At 66.7% G+C, this 18,028-nt stretch carries 18 protein-coding genes; 8 read left to right on the top strand and 10 right to left on the bottom strand.

Translation table 11 applies throughout. The annotated features are described in order from the left end of the window. Window positions 1-6: 6 nt before the first annotated feature. The 3 genes from OG326_RS19590 (at window position 7) to OG326_RS19580 (ending at window position 2,528) form a co-directional block, all read left to right on the top strand. Window positions 7-630 (top strand): NADPH-dependent F420 reductase, encoded by a 624-nt coding sequence (locus tag OG326_RS19590; protein WP_327146091.1) that lies wholly within the window; start codon window positions 7-9, stop codon window positions 628-630. 105 nt (window positions 631-735) lie between these two features. Further along, window positions 736-1,431: a TetR/AcrR family transcriptional regulator gene (locus OG326_RS19585; RefSeq protein WP_327146090.1), complete on the top strand. Its 696-nt coding sequence runs from the start codon at window positions 736-738 to the stop codon at window positions 1,429-1,431. A 119-nt stretch (window positions 1,432-1,550) separates the two neighbouring features. Beyond that, window positions 1,551-2,528 carry an AurF N-oxygenase family protein gene (locus tag OG326_RS19580; protein WP_327146089.1) on the top strand — a complete coding sequence of 326 codons (978 nt, stop codon included), beginning with the start codon at window positions 1,551-1,553 and terminating at the stop codon, window positions 2,526-2,528. A gap of 45 nt (window positions 2,529-2,573) precedes the next feature. Here OG326_RS19580 and OG326_RS19575 read toward each other — a convergent pair whose 3' ends face one another. The 9 genes from OG326_RS19575 to OG326_RS19535 form a co-directional block, all read right to left on the bottom strand. Next, a complete protein-coding gene (locus OG326_RS19575) occupies window positions 2,574-3,602 on the bottom strand; it encodes an alpha/beta hydrolase (protein ID WP_327146088.1) in 1,029 nt (342 codons plus the stop codon). 208 nt (window positions 3,603-3,810) lie between these two features. After that, window positions 3,811-4,749, bottom strand: coding sequence for an alpha/beta hydrolase (locus OG326_RS19570; RefSeq protein WP_327146529.1), 939 nt, complete (start codon window positions 4,747-4,749; stop codon window positions 3,811-3,813). Between the two features lie 244 nt (window positions 4,750-4,993). Next, complete coding sequence (locus tag OG326_RS19565) at window positions 4,994-5,428, bottom strand: ester cyclase (protein WP_327146087.1); 435 nt, start codon at window positions 5,426-5,428, stop codon at window positions 4,994-4,996. A 13-nt stretch (window positions 5,429-5,441) separates the two neighbouring features. Next, entirely contained in the window at window positions 5,442-5,915 is a 474-nt protein-coding gene (locus OG326_RS19560) for a carboxymuconolactone decarboxylase family protein (protein ID WP_327146528.1), read from the bottom strand. 130 nt (window positions 5,916-6,045) lie between these two features. After that, entirely contained in the window at window positions 6,046-6,489 is a 444-nt protein-coding gene (locus tag OG326_RS19555; protein WP_327146086.1) for an SRPBCC family protein, read from the bottom strand. A gap of 50 nt (window positions 6,490-6,539) precedes the next feature. After that, complete coding sequence (locus OG326_RS19550; RefSeq protein ID WP_327146085.1) at window positions 6,540-6,890, bottom strand: ArsR/SmtB family transcription factor; 351 nt, start codon at window positions 6,888-6,890, stop codon at window positions 6,540-6,542. After that, a complete protein-coding gene (locus OG326_RS19545) occupies window positions 6,887-7,348 on the bottom strand; it encodes an SRPBCC family protein (RefSeq protein ID WP_327146084.1) in 462 nt (153 codons plus the stop codon). The genes OG326_RS19550 and OG326_RS19545 overlap by 4 nt, the downstream gene beginning before the upstream one ends. Window positions 7,349-7,466: 118 nt before the next feature. Beyond that, a complete protein-coding gene (locus tag OG326_RS19540) occupies window positions 7,467-8,057 on the bottom strand; it encodes a TIGR03086 family metal-binding protein (protein WP_327146083.1) in 591 nt (196 codons plus the stop codon). Between the two features lie 47 nt (window positions 8,058-8,104). Next, on the bottom strand, window positions 8,105-8,455 hold the full coding sequence (locus tag OG326_RS19535; RefSeq protein WP_327146082.1) for a nuclear transport factor 2 family protein: 351 nt from the start codon (window positions 8,453-8,455) through the stop codon (window positions 8,105-8,107). 92 nt (window positions 8,456-8,547) lie between these two features. On the opposite strand from OG326_RS19535, the gene OG326_RS19530 reads away from it, so the two are divergent. The 5 genes from OG326_RS19530 to OG326_RS19510 all read left to right on the top strand — a co-directional run bounded on the left by OG326_RS19530 (window position 8,548) and on the right by OG326_RS19510 (window position 16,301). Next, window positions 8,548-11,292: an AAA family ATPase gene (locus OG326_RS19530; RefSeq protein ID WP_327146081.1), complete on the top strand. Its 2,745-nt coding sequence runs from the start codon at window positions 8,548-8,550 to the stop codon at window positions 11,290-11,292. Window positions 11,293-11,379: 87 nt separating this feature from the next. Then, on the top strand, window positions 11,380-12,069 hold the full coding sequence (locus OG326_RS19525) for an alpha/beta fold hydrolase (protein ID WP_327146080.1): 690 nt from the start codon (window positions 11,380-11,382) through the stop codon (window positions 12,067-12,069). A 904-nt stretch (window positions 12,070-12,973) separates the two neighbouring features. Then, on the top strand, window positions 12,974-13,777 hold the full coding sequence (locus OG326_RS19520) for a hypothetical protein (protein ID WP_327146079.1): 804 nt from the start codon (window positions 12,974-12,976) through the stop codon (window positions 13,775-13,777). 53 nt (window positions 13,778-13,830) lie between these two features. Then, complete coding sequence (locus OG326_RS19515) at window positions 13,831-15,078, top strand: AAA family ATPase (RefSeq protein ID WP_327146078.1); 1,248 nt, start codon at window positions 13,831-13,833, stop codon at window positions 15,076-15,078. Further along, on the top strand, window positions 15,075-16,301 hold the full coding sequence (locus tag OG326_RS19510) for a vWA domain-containing protein (protein WP_327146077.1): 1,227 nt from the start codon (window positions 15,075-15,077) through the stop codon (window positions 16,299-16,301). Before OG326_RS19515 ends, OG326_RS19510 begins: the two co-directional genes overlap by 4 nt. A gap of 21 nt (window positions 16,302-16,322) precedes the next feature. On the opposite strand, the gene mptB is transcribed toward OG326_RS19510, so the two are convergent. Continuing rightward, window positions 16,323-17,960, bottom strand: a complete 1,638-nt coding sequence (gene mptB, locus OG326_RS19505) for a polyprenol phosphomannose-dependent alpha 1,6 mannosyltransferase MptB (protein WP_327146076.1) — start codon at window positions 17,958-17,960, stop codon at window positions 16,323-16,325. Window positions 17,961-18,028: the final 68 nt, after the last annotated feature.

Here is an 18,028-nt window from a genome sequence, read left to right as displayed (position 1 = left end):
GCAATCATGACCACCATCGCCGTTCTCGGAGCAGGTCGCGTCGGCCTCAATCTCGCCACCGCACTGCATTCCGCCGGACATACCGTGACGGTCGGCGCGCGCGGTCCCGTGGAGGCGCCCGCGCAGATCGCCATCGCGTCACTGTCAGAGGCCGCCGCCGGCGCCGACATCATCATCAATGCACTGCCCGGAAACGTCTCCGTCGCAGTCCTTTCCAGCATTGCCGAGGAGTTGGCGGGAAAGGTCCTCATCGACATCGCCAATGCGACAGAACGCGGGCCGGACGGCCTGCCCTCCGAATTGCTCTATCCCGCAGGCAGTCTCGCCGAGGAGCTGCAGCAGGCGCTCCCCCGCACCCGGGTCGTCAAGACCCTCAACACCATGCTCTACACCGTCATGACCGCTCCGCAATCCCTGCCCCACCCGGCCACCGCCTTCCTCTCCGGCAATGACGGCCAGGCAAAACAGTCCGCCACAGCGCTACTCACCGACCTCGGCTGGGCCTCCGAATGGATTCTCGATCTCGGTGATATCACCACCGCTCGCGCGCCCGAGGCATTCACACTGCTGACCGCCCCGCTACTGAAGGCGTTCGGATTCACCCCGTTCGCCCTGACCGTCAGCCATTGAAAATGCGAACCGCACCGCAGGCCGCGACGACTTGACCCGCCGAGACTGTCCCGGGTTGTGGGGTGGTGGGTCTTGGAGGCGGCGGTTTGGTGGAATGCTGGGCGGATGGTGGTAGCGAAGGTGGCCGGCGGGCGGTGGGGGGATCACAATGCCGAACGGCGGCGGGTGATCATGGATGCGCTCATCGAATTGATCGAGGAGTGCGAGCCCGGGGCGGATATTCCCTTGCAGGCCATTGCCGATCGGGCCGGGGTCAAGCGATCGGTGATCTATCGGCACTTCATCGACCGGAAGGATCTCGACGCGCGGACGCGGGAGTATGCGGTCGAATCGCATGCCGATGAGGTGATGCCGACGCTCGATCCCGGGGACACCCTGCGGGAGACGATCTTTCGGTCGATCGATGTGTACGTGACGCTGGTGGCGGCGACGCCGCGGTTGCACGAATGGATCGAACGGGGGCCCGGGAGCAATGAGCCGAACGGGCAGGCCATTGTCACGGGTACCAAAGCCGCTGTGGCCGAACGGATTGCGTCGCTGTTCGAGACGGCCGCCGCGGTGCTGGGGCAGACCGATCCGGGGATCGAGGTGGCGGCGTTCTCGATCGTATCGATGGTGGACGGCGCGGTGACGCGATGGCTGCACACGCGGCCCGAGGGCTGGGGCGCGGCGGAGATGAGCCGGATGCTGACCGAGTCGATCGTCTTTCTCGTCGATGGTCATGCTCGGGCGCGAGGATTGCAGGTCGACCCGGATATTCCGGTCGGGGACCTGTTGGCTCGGGCGTCCGCCGCGCTGTAGGCGCGACCATGATCGCGACATAGTGTCGCGATCACCCCTTGTCCGACCTGACGTGCCGGGCTACCGTACTCCTATGACCGCGACACGGTGTCGCGATCGGGGGTTCGAGGAGACAGCCGATGACGTCCACCACCCACGCCACGTCCGCGCACACCGACGAGCAGTACACCGACACACTCGCCACACTGTCGGAAGGATCGGTCCATCGGAAGTTCGATCCCTTCCTCGATATCCCTTGGGACGACCCGGCTTTCGCGGTGGTGCCCGATGACGAACGCTGGATTCTGCCGACCGCCGATCCGTTCGGCGCACACCCCTGGTACCGGGCGCTGCCGCGGGAGAAGCAGATTGCCATCGGTATGTGGCGGCAGGCCAATATCGCCAAGGTCGGGCTGCAGTTCGAGAACATCCTCATTCGCGGGCTGATGCAGTACGTGTTCTCACAGCCCAACGGGTCGCCGGAGTTCCGCTACAGCACGCACGAGGCCGCCGAGGAGTGCAATCACACCCAGATGTTCCAGCAGGTGGTCAATCGAATCGGTGTGGACGTGCCCGGAATGAGCCGCCTGACCCGGGCGCTCGGCCCGATCGTCCCGCTGGTGCCGATCGCCTTCCCCACCTGGTTCTTCATTATGGTGCTGGCCGGAGAGGAACCCATCGATCACGGCCAGAAGGCGATTCTGCGCTCGGACTCGGAGATGCATCCGATGATCACCCGGGTCATGCAGATCCATGTCGCCGAGGAAGCCCGGCATATTTCGTTCGCCCATGAATACGTCGAGCACCACGTGCCGGAACTGTCGGCGGTCAGCCGCTTCGCGCTGTCGGTGCTCACGCCCATCACCATGCGGGCGGCGCTGTGGTTGATCGCGGTGCCGCCGAGCCGCTTCCGCCGCGAATTCGATGTGCCGCGTGCGGTTTTCAAGGATGTCTACTGGCGGAGCCCCGAATCACGCCGGGCACTGAGCGACTTCTTCGCCGACGTGCGCATGCTGATCGGTAATGCCGGACTGATGAATCCGGTCTCGCGGCTCATCTGGAAGATCCTGCGTATCGACGGCAGGCCCGCGCGCTACCGCAGCGAGCCCGCCGCCTGATCGCGACCGGTAGGGGTCCGATGCCGGACCCCTACCGAGCGGTGATCACGGCTGAGTCAGACCCATGCCCTGGGCCAGCAGCGGCCAGGACGTGTGCAGCGCGTCCTCCCAGTACGACCAGCGGTGCGTACCGATCGGATTGAACTGGTAGGTCGCCGGGATGTTCAGCGAATCGAGCTTGCTCTTGAGGTTGTGCGTGCACGCGTTGACCGCGCCCTCGATGACCATGCCCAGACCGAGGTTCACCGCACCCATGGCGCCGGCGCCGTTCATGTAGTACTGAACGTCTCCCGTGACCGGGATGCCGCTACCACTGGAGATGTAAAGCAGTGTGTCGCGCAACTTTTCGGCATTGATGACCGGATCGTTCGCGGCCCACAGCGGGCTGTCGGACGGGCCGTACATATTCTTCGTATCGCCGCCGGCCCAGGTCTCGGTGGCGAGTTTGACGAAGGCCTGACCCGCCGGATCGGCGATCTGCGCGCAGCCGCTGTAGGCGGCGACGGTCTTCCACAGACCGGGCTTGGCCTCGGCCAGCTGCAGTACCGAGGTACCCGAGGTCGACAGGCCCGCCAGCGCATTGAGGCCGTTGGAGTGCAGCGTGTCGTCCAGCAGCGGCGGCAGCTCTTCCGTCAGGAAGGTCTTCCACTTGTTCAGACCCAGAGCCGGATCCTTCTGCAGCCAGTCGGTGTAGTAGCTGCCGCGACCACCGATCGGCAGGACGACATTGACCGGCTTGTCGGACAGCCAGTCGAGGGCATTGGTACTGCCCTGCCAGCTCGCGGTGCCCTCGCCGCCGTCCAACCCGCTGAGCAGGTACAGGTTCGGCGCCGGCTGCGAATCGTCGGCCGGACGCTGCACGTCGACCGAGATATCGGTATCCATTGCCGCCGAGTACACCTTCAGGTGCCAGGTGCGACCGTCCTTGGTGACGGACGTGACGGAGGGGGCCTGCTGCGGATCCGCCGAAGCGGTGCCGGCGGTGCCCGCCAGCAGCGCCATGGACAGTGCGGCGGTGAGCGCTAGAGCAGTGGTCCGGACGGAGGCCACGCTGCGTAGTGCGGAGAGCTTCATAAACCAGTCAATCCAATCCGTGGGTCACCCCAAGCCTGTGCTTCGCCGGGCCCGCAGGCTGCACCGTCCATGCCGCTGCGTTCCGTCGAAGCGAAACTGTCACTCGAAACCTGTGCGCCGACTATCGAAATCGACGCACAGGCGGCCCGAAGGCCCGTATGACCTTCCCATGCAACCGGCTTCGGCTCAAGCCCATCTGGACGAGTGGTTAGTTCGCCAGTCCCATGCCCTGTGCGAGCAGCGGCCAGGACTCCTCGAGCGCCTGCTGCCAGTACGGCCAGTAGTGCGTTCCCACCGGGTTGAACTGGTAGGTCGCGGGGATGTTCAGCGAATCGAGCTTGCCCTTGAGATTATGCGAGCAGGCGTTGACCGCACCCTCGATGATCATGCCGAGCGCGAGGGTCGTCGGCCCGCCGTTGTTCAGGTAGTACTGAACGTCGTTCGCCACCGGAATACCGCTGCCGGCGGAGACATAGAGCAGGGTGCCGCGCAGCTTCTCGGCATTGATGACCGGATCGTTCGCGGCCCACAGCGGGCTGTCGGACGGGCCGTACATATTCTTCGTATCGCCGCCGGCCCAGGTGCCGACCGCGAGATTGACGAACAGCTGACCGGCCGGGTCGGCGATCTGCGCGCAACCGCTGTAGGCGGCGACGGACTTGAACAGTCCCGGCTTGGCCTCGGCCAGCTGCAGCACCGACGTTCCGGACGTCGAGGTGCCGGCCAATCCGTTCAATCCGGTGGAATGCAGCGTGTCGTCGAGCAGCGGCGGAAGCTCCTCGGTGAAGAAGGTCTTCCACTCGTTCACGCCGAGCACCGGATCCGGCTTCAGCCAGTCGGTGTAGTAACTGCCCTGCCCGCCGATCGGCTGGACCACATTGACCTGCTTATCGGCCATCCAGCCCAGCACGTCGGTCTGGGTCTTCCAGTTCGCGGTGCCCTCACCGCCGTCCAGGCCGTTGAGCAGGTAGAGGTTCGGCGCGGGTGTGGACTCGTCGACCGGACGCTGCACGTCGACCGCGATGTCCTTGTTCATCGCCGCCGAGTAAACCTTCAGATGCCAGGTGCGCCCATCCTTGGTCACCGAGGTGACCGACGGGGGCTTCTGGGCATCCGCCGCTGCCGTGCCGCCGCCGAGCAGCGCCATGGACAATGCCGCGGTCAGCGTTAATGCGGCGGTACGGAAAGCTGTATGCAGCACTCATCACTCCCTATGCTTATGCTTCGTCGGCCCGCACGCTGCACCGATCCCCGTCGCGCTACGTCTTCCGTCGAGGCGGAATTATCAGTCGATGTATTCGGCCATAGATCGGTTAGACCCTGCCATACAATCCACCGCTACTCAAGATCACAACGCCCCGACGCGAATTCGGGGCGCTGCGCCGCTGGTATTACCGCTCGAGCACGCCCAGTTGTTTCATCTGGGTAAGAACATCGGCCACACCCCAGACCTCGGCGACCTGACCTTCGACGAACCGGAAGATGAAGATTTCGTCGTATTCGACCGATCTCCCGGTAGGCGCGAGGCCCATGAACTCACCACGATGGGTTCCGGTGACCACGGTCCTGCCGACAACCTTGTCCGCCTCCGCGATCATGTCCTGAACTGCTAGTTCGATATCCGGATAGGCGCGCAGGAAGGTCGTCATCACCTGCTGAAACCCTTGCGCCCCGCCCGATTCCACCGGTAGCGGGATGTGCAGCAGCGCATCGGGGCGCACCAACTCGTCGATCGTCTTCGAGATCAGCTCCGCGTCACCGGTACCGACCACATCGTGCAGGCGTTTGAAGGCGGCCTTGTTGGCCGCGGTCTGATTGCTCGACATGTGCTTTCGCCTTTCAGTTGAACATGCCGGGCTCGTAACTGCCCGCGGGAGTCCGGGCGATCACGTTCAGCCGGTTGAAGGCGTTGATCACCGCGACCACCGAGATCAGCGCCGCGATCTGGTCGTCGTCGTAGTGCTTGCGAACCTCCGCCCAGGTGTCGTCGCTGACGCCCTGATGGGTGTCGGCCAGCCGGGTGCCCTCCTCGGCCAGGGCCAGTGCGGCCCGCTCGGCCTCGGTGAAGACCGTGGCCTCCCGCCAGGCGGCGACCAGGTTCAGCCGCACCGAGGTCTCCCCCGCCACGGCTGCGTCCTTGGTATGCATATCGGTGCAGAATCCGCAGCCGTTGATCTGGCTGGCGCGGATCTCGATCAGCTGCTGCGTCGTATGCGGCAGCGACGATTCCTTCAGCAGCAGGCCGACACCCGCGATCCGCTTGCCGATCTTGGCGCCGAGCTCGTTGGTGCGAAGGTTGAATCGAGGTTCCAGTTCCATTGCCCTGTCCTTACATTCGGACCCGTGCCGCGGTCGGGCGACACCCGTACGTAAGGAAGACTCCGCAGGCGGACGGAGTGTGACATGCCGCGGCTATGGCGGCCGTCACACCGCTGAGCGCAGGTCAGTTCCAGTTGTCGATTTTGACGTCATGGGGGTCCGGGGTGCCCGTACCGGTCTCGACCAGCGACTTGAGGCTCATGAGGAAAAGCGCCCACTTGGTGCTGCAGTGGTGCATGAATTCGACCGGCTCCTTCCAGCCCTGGTGGTTGAAAAGAATGATGGTGTAGCCGTCGGCCTGGCTGAGGTCCCAGTCCACGTGCGTGCCGACCCATTCCTCGGGGCCCTCGACGACCTCCCACGACACGCGTTTGCCGGGGGTGAGCTCACGGACCTTCATATCGAATCCGCCCGCGCCGAAGCGGAATTGGACTACACCGCCCAGCTCATCGGCTACGCCCTGAGTATTGTTCGCCCACCAGCCGGCGAGCCCCTCGACTGTGGTCAGAGCCGCGTAGACCGCGTCGGGCTCGGACTTGATTCCGACTCTGTGCAGGATGTCTACCATTTCGAATCTTCTTTCCGGTGTTCGCAATCGGATGGGCGTTCGGAGATTCACTACTGGGTGGAGCGCTGGTCTTTCGCGGCCTGAATGGCCTCGGCAATGCGCTTGATACGCCGGAGGCGGGCATCCCAGGCCGAGCCGACCGATGCCAGCTGGGCGACCGCGCGCGCGAGTTGCGCCTCGTCCACGTGGTACCGGCGTTCGCGCCCGGCGGGCGTGGCGTGCACCAGGCCGACGCGGTCGAGTACGCCGAGATGTTTCGCAATGGCCTGCCTGGTCACAGGTAGTTGCTCGCTGAGGCTGGTCGCCGTGCCATTACCGGCGGCCAGCAGCAGGTCGAGCATCCGCCGACGGGTCGGATCCCCGATTGCGGACCAGAGGTCGTCGTCGACGGCAGCGGTCACGGGGTCGACACCAGCCGCGCGAGGTACTCCCCTAGTCGGGGAACGAAGGTGTCCCAGCCGATGCTGTGCTCGCGGTACTGCTCCTCCAACTTGGCCACCTCCCAGCCCATCTCCCGGAATCCGGTCTCGGTGAGGCGAATCGTGGTGCCGGCGCCGGAGGGGGTGAGCTCGAAGGTCACCAGGAGCGAATTGGCGGAGTCCTCGACCTTGTCGTCGGGAAAGCACCAGCGGAAGGAGAACCGGCGCGGCGGCTGTACGTCCACCACCGTCATCGCGTGGACATCCACCCGGTCGCCCCAGACGAATTCCCCGACCGCGCCGGGACTCACCTCGAACTCGGCGTCGTCGGTCCACCACTGCGAGATGTGCTCGGGACTGCTGACCACCTCGAAAACCACCTCGGGCGAGGCGTCGACGTAGATCTCTCGTTCGATACTGCCGTACTCGGTACTCGTCACGCTTCCTCCATATGCAACGTTTGGTTGCACATAAAGCTAGCGAATCAACCGCGATCACGCAACCTTTGGTTGCCCATTTCCAGACACCCGTACACCGTTCTGCGCTTCCCAGCGGCGATCAGGATCGAATTGTGCTCGCCCACTGCGGGTCTCGGCCGGACGCGGCGACAGCGCGCGTCCACGGGTCCGCGGTATCGGCGACATCGACTGCCGCACCGAACATTTCGTATTCCCGATACTCCTTGCCGCTGACGTCGATGATCTGCTGGATGGTCGCGGCCGACGACTCGGAGACCCGGTATCGCAGGCCGGTGGCGGCGGCCACGTCCCAGCCGTGCAGAGCCAGTTCCAACAGCAGCATCCCAGCGACATCGGCGGCAGGTGTCGTAGCCCAGCCGAGGTCGATATCCCCCTCCCAGACTGCGGGGTCGGACCAGGCGTGTAGCGCCCGATCCAGTTGTGCCGCAAACTCTTCGGCCCAGTCCGGCACCGCGGTGAAGTCGCGGTCGGTCAGTTCGTCCGGAATCGCCTGACGCAAGGCCCGGCACTCCAGTCCGTACGAGGAGTAGAGCACCCAGTGATTGATGAGCGCGCGCGTATCGAACTCGGTGCAGGGCGTGGGCCCGGACAGTTGCCCGGGGCGGATTTCCCGGGCCACGCGGGCGGCTTCAGCGGCACATTCGGTCAGCGCGGAAAGGATCTTGTTCATGCCTGGAACGCTACGAGCGGCCGATCGCGGGGTCTTGGAAGAATGCGTCAGGAGCGCTGGTGAGCGGTGGCCATCGCGCCCCAGAGTTCGGCGATGCGCCCGTCGGCGACGCGGAACATCTCGAGCAGTGTGGTTGTCTGCCCGCCGGGGTCGAATCCGTGCACGGTCGCACGCAGTGCGACCACGTCACCGTGCGCGAAGGCATGATCGACCACTGTCCGCGAATCCGGATGCTGGTCGGCAAGTGCCTTCCATGCCACCTTGAGCGCGTCCCGCCCGGCGGCCAGCGGGTGACTGTGGAAGTCGGCGGCGAAAATCGTGTCGATGGCGTCGATATCCCGGTCGTTGAAGGCCTGATGCATCAGGTACCCGAGTTCCGCTGGGTCGTTGACTAGCAATTCACCGTTCCCCGTTCTGGCAGTGGATGATTGGGAGTGCGTGTCCCGCCGTTCACCCGTGATGCCGACTGGGTGAATAGTACTGTCGAACGGTGGTCCGGGTCGACGTGCTGGTGGGTCGTGAGGTCGAGCGTGAGCTGCTCGAGGCGTTCGTACTCGGCAAGGCCGGCGATGAGCCGGTACTGGTCATCCGCGGCGAACCGGGGGTGGGAAAGACCGCCGTACTGGATATGGCCGCCGATATCGCGGTGTCCCATGGCTTTCGGGTCCTGCGGGCGGCGGCGCTCGAGTACGAGGCGGATCTGAAGTTCGGTGCGCTCAATCAGCTGCTGCACCCGCTGCTGGACGCGGCCGATGAGCTCGGTGCGACACATCGGCAGGCCTTGAACGTGATCATGGGGTCGGAGCCGGGGGCGATGCCCTCGCAGCTGATCGCAGGTGCGGCCACGCTGGCGCTCCTGCAGGCCGCTGCGGGGCAGGGCTTTTCGCTGCTGCTGATCGTCGACGATGTGCAGTGGCTGGATCTGCCCAGCACGATGGCATTGAGTTATGCGGCCCGGCGCTGGACCGGGATCGGCATTCGCCTGGTCGTCGCCGGGCGCGCGGAATTCGATGACGGCTTCACCCGCAGTGGATTTCGCGTCCATGATCTGACGCCGCTGGACGAGGGTGATTCCGATGCGCTGCTGCGCGTCGCGTATCCGGCGCTGACCGCGAATGTGCGCCGACGCCTGCGTGCCGATGCGCTCGGGAATCCGCTGGCGCTGCTCGAACTGCCTGTCGCGTTCGAGAATGCCTGTCCCCCAGCCCCTTTGCCCGCGCTGCTGCCGCTGACCGATCGGTTACAGCGGGTGTTCGCCGATCGGCTGGCAGGACTGCCGGAGGGCACCCGGCGAATGCTGCTGTTCGTTGTTCTCGCCGGTGCGGAGAACAGTGTGACGCTGCAGGAGTGGGCACCGAATCCGCAGGGGCTCGCCGATCTTCCCCAGGCCGAGCGCGCGGGGGTGGTGCGGGTGAATCCTCGCACCGGCAGAGTGGAGTTCCGGCATCCGCTGATTCGCGCGGCGGTCATCGAGCAGTCGACGAGCGCGGAACGGCGGCTGGTGCATCGGGTGCTCGCCGAGGCCTTCGACCGGGATCCGCAGCGGCGGGCGTGGCATCTCGGGCACGCGGCGGTCGGACCCGACAGTGAGATCGCCGCCTCGCTGGAAGCTTTGTCACAGCAGATGATTCGGCATGGCGACAGCAGGCGGGCGACGGCGGCACTGCTGCGGGCCGCTGAGCTGAGCACCTCTGATTCCGATCGCGCCAGGCGGACCGCGCGGGCGGCGTATCTCGGGACGTTGATCACCGGGGACCTGGCCGATACCGCCCGGCTGCTGGCGGAGGTGAATCGCGCGGAGGTGCGCGAGTCGCCTTCGCTGGAAGCTGCGGTCGCGGCGGCCTACCAATTGCTCAATGACGAAGGTGACGCCACCACCGCAGGCAGGCTGCTGCTCGCGACCATCCGGGTGCACGATCGTGAAATCGGTTCCCGTGCGGACACCATGGTCGAGGCGCTGCACACGCTGCTGTATATCGGATTCTTCAGTGGCCGACGGGACCTCTGGGACGACATCGGCGTGGTGCTGCGGCGTGCCGAACCGCAGCCGATGGATACGCTGTCCCTGCTGCACAACATCTTTGCCGATCCGGTCGGTGCTACGCGGGAGGATCTGCGGCAGCTCACCGGAGCGCTCGACGGGCTGCGCTTCACCTCGGATCCGGTGCGGATCGTCCGGGTCGCGACCGCGGGCGCCTATATCGATCGCATCGGCGCTGCCCGCGAAGCCCTGTGGCGGGTGATCGAGGACGGCCGGCGCGGTGGCGCGATCGCCAAGGCCATCGAGGCGCTGTTCCTGATCGCCCAGCTGAATTTCTTCGAAGGCGACTGGGATGCGCTGCTCGCGGTCGCGGACGAGGGGCTGCAATTGTGTGCCGAGCTCGGCTACACCTTGCTCGCGGGACCGGGACGGCTGCTGCGCGCACTCGTCGATGCGGCCCGGGGGCAGAGGGATGCAGCTGATCTGGCCGCCGAGGAACTGTTGCTGTGGGCCGCACCGCGGCATCTGGTCACCTATGCCGCCTACTCCTCGCATATTCGATGTGTGTCGGCGCTCGGGCGCTCGAGTTTCGATGAGGCGTACCGGCATGCGGCGTCGATCACTGCGCCGGGGGATTTCCCGCACTACGGGCCGCATGCGGTGTGGCTGGTGCTCGACCTCACCGAAGCGGCCGCACGCAGCGGACGAGGCGCCGAAGCGAGAGCCCATGCCGAGGCCGCTGCCACGGCCGGTCTGCCGGAACTCTCCCCCAGGCTCCGGATGCTGACCACCGCCGCCCTCGCTGTCTCCGATCCGCGTGGCTGGCGCAGGCTGTTCGAGGAGGCATTGGGCACTGCGGACAGTAGGCGGTGGGTATTCGACTGTGCCCGAATAGAATTGCTCTACGGGGAAAGGCTGCGCCGGGAGCGCGAACCGGCGGCGGCCAGAGTGCATCTGGCCACCGCGGCACAGGCTTTCGCACAGTTGCGGGCGATGCCATGGCTGGAACGGACTCGAGCGGAACTGCGGGCGGCCGGTGAGCCGGTGCCCGCGGAGGTGCGCGGCTCGGCTCTGACACCCCAGGAGCGGGCCGTCGCGGAACTTGCGGCCTCGGGGCTGACCAACAAGGAGATCGCCGAACGACTGTTCCTCTCGGCGAGAACGGTTTCCACCCATCTGCACCGGGTCTTCCCGAAGCTCGGCATCAGCACTCGCAGCGCCCTTCGCGACGCCCTGGCCCCGCAGCGCGACTGAACTACGTCAATTGACGGATTCTCCCGCGCCGACACGAACCTAGATTCGATTGTGCCGAACGGCAATTCAGTGCAGAGGAGACTCGGAATGAGTGCGAAGAGCAAGACCGTCGTCCTGGTTCACGGCGGATTCGTGGACGGGTCCGGATGGCGAGCAGTCTATGACGAGCTCACCAACGATGGATACCGCGTGCGCGTCGTACAGAATGCGACCAAGTCGCTCGCCGACGATGCCGCGGCGACCCGCCAGATCCTCGACGATATCGAGGGCGAAGCCGTGCTCGTCGGGCATTCCTACGGCGGCGCGGTCATCAGCGAGGCAGGCACACACGACAAGGTCACCGCCCTCGTCTACATCACCGCCTTCGCCCCCGACAAAGGCGAATCGGTCAATTCGCTCATCGCAGGCTTCCCCCAGGACGGCCCCCAGCCCCCGATCCTCGCCCCCCAGCAGGGCTACCTCTTCCTCGACCGCGCGAAGTTCCACGAGTCCTTCGCCGGAGACCTCTCCGACCAGGACGCCGCATTCCTCGCCGACTCCCAGGTCCCCTGGGGCCTCGAAGCACTCGGCGGCCCCATCAGCGAACCCGCCTGGCGCCTCAAGCCCAGCTGGTACCTGCACGTCACCGAAGACAAAATGATCCCGCCCGCAGCCCAGGCCTCCATGGCCGAACGCATCGGCGCCACCGTCGTAGACACCCCCGGCAGCCACGCCATCTACGTCTCCCGCCCCGACGTAGTCGCCACCCTCATCCGAACCGCAGCCGGCGACGCCTAACCCCGAAGGGTCGGCCGCTCCCAGTCCGCGAGCGGCCGACTCCCGCCGCCCATCCCGGCGACGGAATCCAGCCGACCCGGATGCCACCTGATAGACATCGGAACGTGAACACCGACAACGTCACCGGCCGCTCATACGGATTGCGCGAGCTCGCCGAAACGTACCTGCTGGCACAGGCCACCGACAGTGATCCGGCCCGCGGCTAGGGCGGACAACCCCTCGACTGGCTCGGGGTGGGGTGGGGCGTTATAGTCGGGACGATGATGACTCATTCTGAAGAAGGATTGGGGGTCTCGTTCGTGTCTGGTGAGTGCTGATGCTCACTTCGATGGCGAATGGGAACGGATCCCGGATTTCTGTCTGGCGGCGTGTGCGCGAGTTCGCTGTTCCGCCTTCCATGATCGAAACCGCGAGTGCTCGGCGTGCGGCCGGGGACTGGGGCGGGGCTTGTGCCGCAGCGGGTTTCGATGTTGATATTGATTTGGGTGCGCTGGTGCGTACGCACGGGCGGGACCTCGCGGTCCGGGTGCGGGCCGATCTGCGTCGGCTGGCGCCGGATCTGCTGCGGTGGCAGATGCCCAGGGTTGCTCCTGACGGGCTGTTACGCCCCGGTCTGACGATGACACTCGCTCGGTACAGCGCCGAGGGGCACGGAACTTCTTGTGGCAGCGCGGGTTCGGTGCATCTTGTCGCCCGGACCGCACCGGCCTGGGCGGATGCCGGTCAGCGGATCAGCCTCGCACTATGGGGCGAATCCCTGCCCGGGACCGGCACCGGACTGCACCCGCACTCCCGCCCCGATCGGCGATTCCGACTCGATCTCCACCGGCACCTCTGGGATGCACGGCGAAGCGACGAGCTTCGAATACGTTCCGGGGCAGATCAATTCGCTGCCATTGATCTCATGGACCCCGGGCTACAGGAGCTGGCGCAACAGGGGTGCGCGATCGAGCGATGGGCTGCCGAGGCGGAGATTCTGCTGCACGGTGAGGGGCTCCCGGCCGGTCCGCTGCTGGTGCGCCCGGGAGCGCGCCGACGGGTTGTCGTGGAGCCATATACACAGGGGGACGACCCTGCCGTGCTGCGGATCGTGCGGAAATACCCGCGTGGCAGCGTGTCCGCACTGCCGGTGCTGCCGGACGCGGCGACCTGGGCACTCCCCGACCTGGAACTGCTCCGGGCCGGTGCGATAACGGCCGATCGGCTGCATCCGCTCGTCGCCTCGGCGCTCGTACCGGGCTACTCACCGGCCGAAATACCTTGCGGTACAGACCGGTCCGATCACCCACACCTGGTGGAGTGCCGCGGCGAACAGCACCGAATCGGGCTGCTGAACGGCGTGCTGACCGCACTGGATCACCACCCGGCCGAAGTCCGGCGGGAGGAGTTGCTGGTCGCGTTGACCGGCACTCCGCTGCCCTGCTTACAGGCGATCGATCAGGCGCATCGCCACCCGGATTGCCTCACCGGCGTTCGAGAACGGTTGCGCCACGGCGATATTGCCGGTGCGCTTGCCGTTGTCGAAGGCCTCCTGGGTCCGGGTGCGCAACTGCGTGACGGAGCGCTGCGCGACGAACTGGAGGCGGCCGCGCAGCGGCGGATCACCTACGGGCTGTATCGATCCGGGCTCTCCAGCCCCAGCCCGGAACGCGACGGGCGCCCGCGCCCGCCGCACCGCACGCATCCGCGCCACGCCGTCTTGCGGTGACCCGCGACTTTCGCGGCCCATTCACTTCTACTCAACCCCAAGGTGATTCACGCATGCCCTCATACGCCCCGTACGCTCCCCTCTCCGATCGAGCACACACCTCCCAACTCGACATCGCCGGCGAACTGCTCACCCTGCTGGGCACGGTGACCACCGAGCCCCGCGCGGATAGCCAACTCGAAGCCCTGACACTGGCCGTGGCCGCCGATCTCCCGGTGCTCCTGTGGGGCGAACCGGGAATCGGCAAGACCGCGGCCCTGACCCAGCTCGCGGAGTCCCTGCAACTCCCCCTGACCACCGTTATCGCGAGTGTGCATGAGCCCTCGGACTTTTCGGGCCTGCCCATCCTCGGCGACGATCCGGCGACCCAGGGCGTCCCGATGGCTCCGCCGGAGTGGGCCGTACGCCTGGTGCGGGCCGGCCGGGGATTGCTGTTCCTGGACGAACTCTCCACCGCGCCGCCGGCCGTGCAGGCCGCTCTCCTGCGCCTGGTGCTGGAGCGGCGCATAGGCGCGCTCCAACTGCCCGCCGGTGTCCGCATCGTCGCCGCCGCCAACCCGCGCTCCTCGGCGGCCGACGGCTGGGAGTTGAGCCCGCCGCTGGCCAACCGTTTTGTGCACCTGCAATGGACCCACGATCATGACGTGGTCGTCCGTGGCCTCGGCGGAACCTGGCCACGCGCGATGTTGCCCGCACTCGATCCCGAAAAGCTCCCGGAGGCAGTACTTTTCGCCCGGCGCGCGGTATGCGGGCTGCTCGCGGCACGCCCCAAACTCGTACATCAGCTGCCCACCAGCGAGACCCGCCGCGGCGGCGCCTGGCCCTCACCGCGCAGCTGGGATATGACCCTGCGGCTGATCGCCTTCGCCACCGCGGCCGATTCGAGCCGGGATGTGCTGTCGCTGCTGGTCCGGGGCACCGTCGGAGACGGCCCCGGCTTCGAACTCCTGAGCGCCATCGACCGGATGGATCTCCCCGACCCCGAGCTGCTGCTCGCCGATCCGGCCGCGGCCGAACTGCCCGAACGCGGGGATCTGCGCCAGGCGGTGCTCGACGGTGTGGTGGCGGCGGTCCGCAAACGCCCGGAGAAATCCCGCTGGGACGCGGCCTGGACATTGCTGGTGAAGGCCGTGCAGACCGGTGCGCCGGATCTGGTCGTCGTCCCCGCGACCACCCTCGCCACCCTGCGCCAAGACGATTGGGACGTACCGGCATCCATCGAACAACTCACCGGAATGGTGTCGGTATCCCAGGGCGCGAATCGCGCCGCGGCCCGTGTCGCCGCGCAGGCGGGCCGATGACAGCCGCCGCCGGACGCCTGGATCTCGACAAGCTCTATGCCGCCCGCCTACTGGCGGTGCGGGCCCGCCCCTACCTGTCGACCGCCCTGTTCGCACTGCACATAGTCGAGTCACCCCGGGCGCCGACCATGGGCGTGGACCGGTATTGGCGGTGCTATGTATCGCCCGCGTTCGTGGACTACACACCGGTGGAGGAGCTGGCTTCGGTACTGGTGCACGAGGTCTCACATCTGCTGCGGGACCATCACGGGCGCAGTGACCGATTCGCACAGCGCCACAACCTGAGTGGCCCGGCCGAACGACTGCGGATGAATATCGCCGCGGACGCCGAGATCAACGACGATGCGTTCGGTCACGGGCTGGTCCGGCCCGAGGGTGCGATCATGCCGGCGACCCTCGGATTGGCGGCCGGTGAGCTCATGGAGGACTACCTGCATCAGTTCCGCCTCGGTCGGCATACGCAAGAGCTGGCGTGGCTCGACTGCGGCAGCGGCGCCGACGGCTCGGATCGCGAGTGGGAACTCGGGCCGGACGGTGCGGACGGGCTCAGCGAACAGGAACGCGAGGCGGTCCGATTCCGTGTGGCGCAGGGCATTATCGGCGATCCGGGCACCACGCCCCAGGGCTGGCGGCGCTGGGCGCAGGAGGCGATGCACCCACCGCAACCATGGCGAGATCTGCTCGGCGCGGCCATCCGCGCGGCGGCTTCGGCCTCCGGCGCCGGCGCGGACTACACCTACGGGCGGCCCGCTCGGCGCTCGGCCGCGCTGCCCGGCATCGTGCTGCCGAGCCTGCGGCGCACACCACCGCGGGTCAGCGTGGTCATCGACACCTCGGGATCGGTCAGCGATGTCGAATTGGGCAGCGCGCTGCTCGAAACGGCCGCTGTCACCCGGGCCGTGGGCGGTCGCCGCGATCTGGTCACGGTGCTCTCGTGTGATGCCGCGGCCCGGATCACGGACCCGCTGTGCCGTGCGGAGGGCATACCGCTGATCGGCGGCGGGGGCACCGACCTGCGGACCGGGTTCGCCAAAGCGCTACGCGCACAGGCACGTCCGGATGTGATCGTGGTGCTGACCGACGGTCAGACGCCGTGGCCGGCCGCTAGGCCGTCCTGCCGGACGGTGGTGGGTCTGTTCCGCCGGGAGCACACCCAACATGACGATGAACCGAATTATGTTCCCGCACCGCCGACTTGGGCACGAGTGGTCCATATCGGGTGACAACCACGCGGAAGCCCTGTGCTACGACCCCTCCGGCGAGGGGTTTCGCCAGGGCAGCGTATTGCGTGTCATGGCAATGAATATCGCCGAGACGACCACTGCGGCAAGGGCGGCTTCGACGATCTGCACGACGGCGAAGTCGGCGCCGCGCGGCATCTGCAATACTCCGACGACCACCGAGAACGCCACTGCCGGAACACGGAACGCCGGGGTCGTGGCCCAGGCCGCCAAGGGCACGATCGCCCAGAGCAGGTACCAGGGCTGCACCACCGCGGAGAGCAGGACGATGGCGCCCAGGGACAGCCCCAGGGCACCGATCAGGTGCAGGCGACCGGTCCAGGTGGCGACCAGCATGCGCAGGCTGATGTATGCGGCGACCACCTGGGCGATCGGGCGGGTGATGCTCAGCAGCGCGTTCGTATGGTCACCCAATCCGAGCAGGACGCCGCCGAATCCGGTGGCGATGCCGAGCGCCGTCGGCAGCGACATCCAGCTGTTGACGGCCGTATTGGTGGACAGCGTGTAGATCCAGCCGAAGCCGAGCCCGCTGCTCCAGCTGATGAGCAGCATTGTCGCCCCGGCGATTACACCGAGGACCGCCGCGGCGACCACCAGGGAACCGAATGTGCTGCCCCGCCGCCGGGCAAGTGCCATACCAACGAAGGCGAGCGCGACGATCGCGGGAAGTTTGACCAATGCCGCGAGGGTGATGAGCACCGCGCCGAGAACCATCAGCGCCCACGCCCGGCCGTCCAACCCTGGCGGCGCTCCCGGTTCCGCCTCGGGGCCGCCGGCGAGCGCACGCAGGCAGAATTCCAGCCCGAACAGCATGAGCCCCAGCATCAGCGTGTCGTTGTGCGCCCCGGCGACCAGGTGGAACAGCACCAGCGGATTGGCCGCGCCGAGCCACAGCGCGCTCACCGGGGCGACCCCGCAGCGACGCGCCAGTCGCGGCAGAGCCCAGACGATCAATGCCATCCCGCCGAGTTCGAGCAGCCGATGGGACCAGACGCCGAAAATGATGTTGTCCCCGGTGATTTCGGCGATACCGCGCCCGATCCAGAGGAACAGCGGACCGTACGGCGCGGGTGTCTCCCGCCAGATATTGGGCACATTATTGGTCAGCACATTGCTCAGGCCGAGTCCGGTGGCCGGGCCCACCACATAGGGATCCATACCGCGCCTGGTGATTTCGCTCTGCGCCAGATACGAATACACGTCATTGGAGAACATCGGCGGCGCGACGATGAGCGGAGTCACCCAGAGCAGCAGCGTCCGGTCGAGCTGGGAACGAGTGATCCGGTGCGAGGGCGCCCCGCCGACGCTACCGATGGCGAAGCGGCCCATCAACAACCACGCCGCCACCACCGCGACCACGCCGATCATGCACATTGCCAGCATGGACGTCGGGAGCCGCGCGAACAGTCCGAAGACCGGGACACCCGATACCGGATTCTGATGCACCGGCTGTGCGCCCACGCCGAGCGCGCTGACCGCCATCACCACCGTGCCGGTCGCGCCGAGCAACTGGATCCGCCTGAACTGCAGGACTTCCCGGCGGTCGAGCCCCGGAACCTCCTGCTCGGTGCTGTGCAGCGCGGCGACGTAGTGCGCGGCGGCGGAGTCCAGGCCGATGACTCGGCGTCCGAGTCTCAGCATGTCGCTCCGCATACTCCCGGCAACCCGCACCAGGCGAGCCTAGCGGCATTCACCGGCGAATCCGGTGA

Source organism: Nocardia sp. NBC_01327, assembly GCF_035958815.1.
Taxonomy (GTDB): Bacteria; Actinomycetota; Actinomycetes; order Mycobacteriales; family Mycobacteriaceae; genus Nocardia.
This window is presented reverse-complemented; position numbering and strand designations above follow the sequence as displayed.

Bases quoted from the DNA above. Each gene is read 5' to 3' on its own strand.
- OG326_RS19590 (WP_327146091.1), top strand. From the start codon at position 7: ATGACCACCATCGCCGTTCTCGGAGCAGGTCGCGTCGGCCTCAATCTC.
- OG326_RS19585 (WP_327146090.1), top strand. From the start codon at position 736: ATGGTGGTAGCGAAGGTGGCCGGCGGGCGGTGGGGGGATCACAATGCC.
- OG326_RS19580 (WP_327146089.1), top strand. From the start codon at position 1,551: ATGACGTCCACCACCCACGCCACGTCCGCGCACACCGACGAGCAGTAC.
- OG326_RS19575 (WP_327146088.1), bottom strand. From the start codon at position 3,602: ATGAAGCTCTCCGCACTACGCAGCGTGGCCTCCGTCCGGACCACTGCT.
- OG326_RS19570 (WP_327146529.1), bottom strand. From the start codon at position 4,749: ATGGCGCTGCTCGGCGGCGGCACGGCAGCGGCGGATGCCCAGAAGCCC.
- OG326_RS19565 (WP_327146087.1), bottom strand. From the start codon at position 5,428: ATGTCGAGCAATCAGACCGCGGCCAACAAGGCCGCCTTCAAACGCCTG.
- OG326_RS19555 (WP_327146086.1), bottom strand. From the start codon at position 6,489: ATGGTAGACATCCTGCACAGAGTCGGAATCAAGTCCGAGCCCGACGCG.
- OG326_RS19540 (WP_327146083.1), bottom strand. From the start codon at position 8,057: ATGAACAAGATCCTTTCCGCGCTGACCGAATGTGCCGCTGAAGCCGCC.
- OG326_RS19525 (WP_327146080.1), top strand. From the start codon at position 11,380: ATGAGTGCGAAGAGCAAGACCGTCGTCCTGGTTCACGGCGGATTCGTG.
- OG326_RS19520 (WP_327146079.1), top strand. From the start codon at position 12,974: ATGGACCCCGGGCTACAGGAGCTGGCGCAACAGGGGTGCGCGATCGAG.
- OG326_RS19515 (WP_327146078.1), top strand. From the start codon at position 13,831: ATGCCCTCATACGCCCCGTACGCTCCCCTCTCCGATCGAGCACACACC.
- OG326_RS19510 (WP_327146077.1), top strand. From the start codon at position 15,075: ATGACAGCCGCCGCCGGACGCCTGGATCTCGACAAGCTCTATGCCGCC.
- mptB (WP_327146076.1), bottom strand. From the start codon at position 17,960: ATGCTGAGACTCGGACGCCGAGTCATCGGCCTGGACTCCGCCGCCGCG.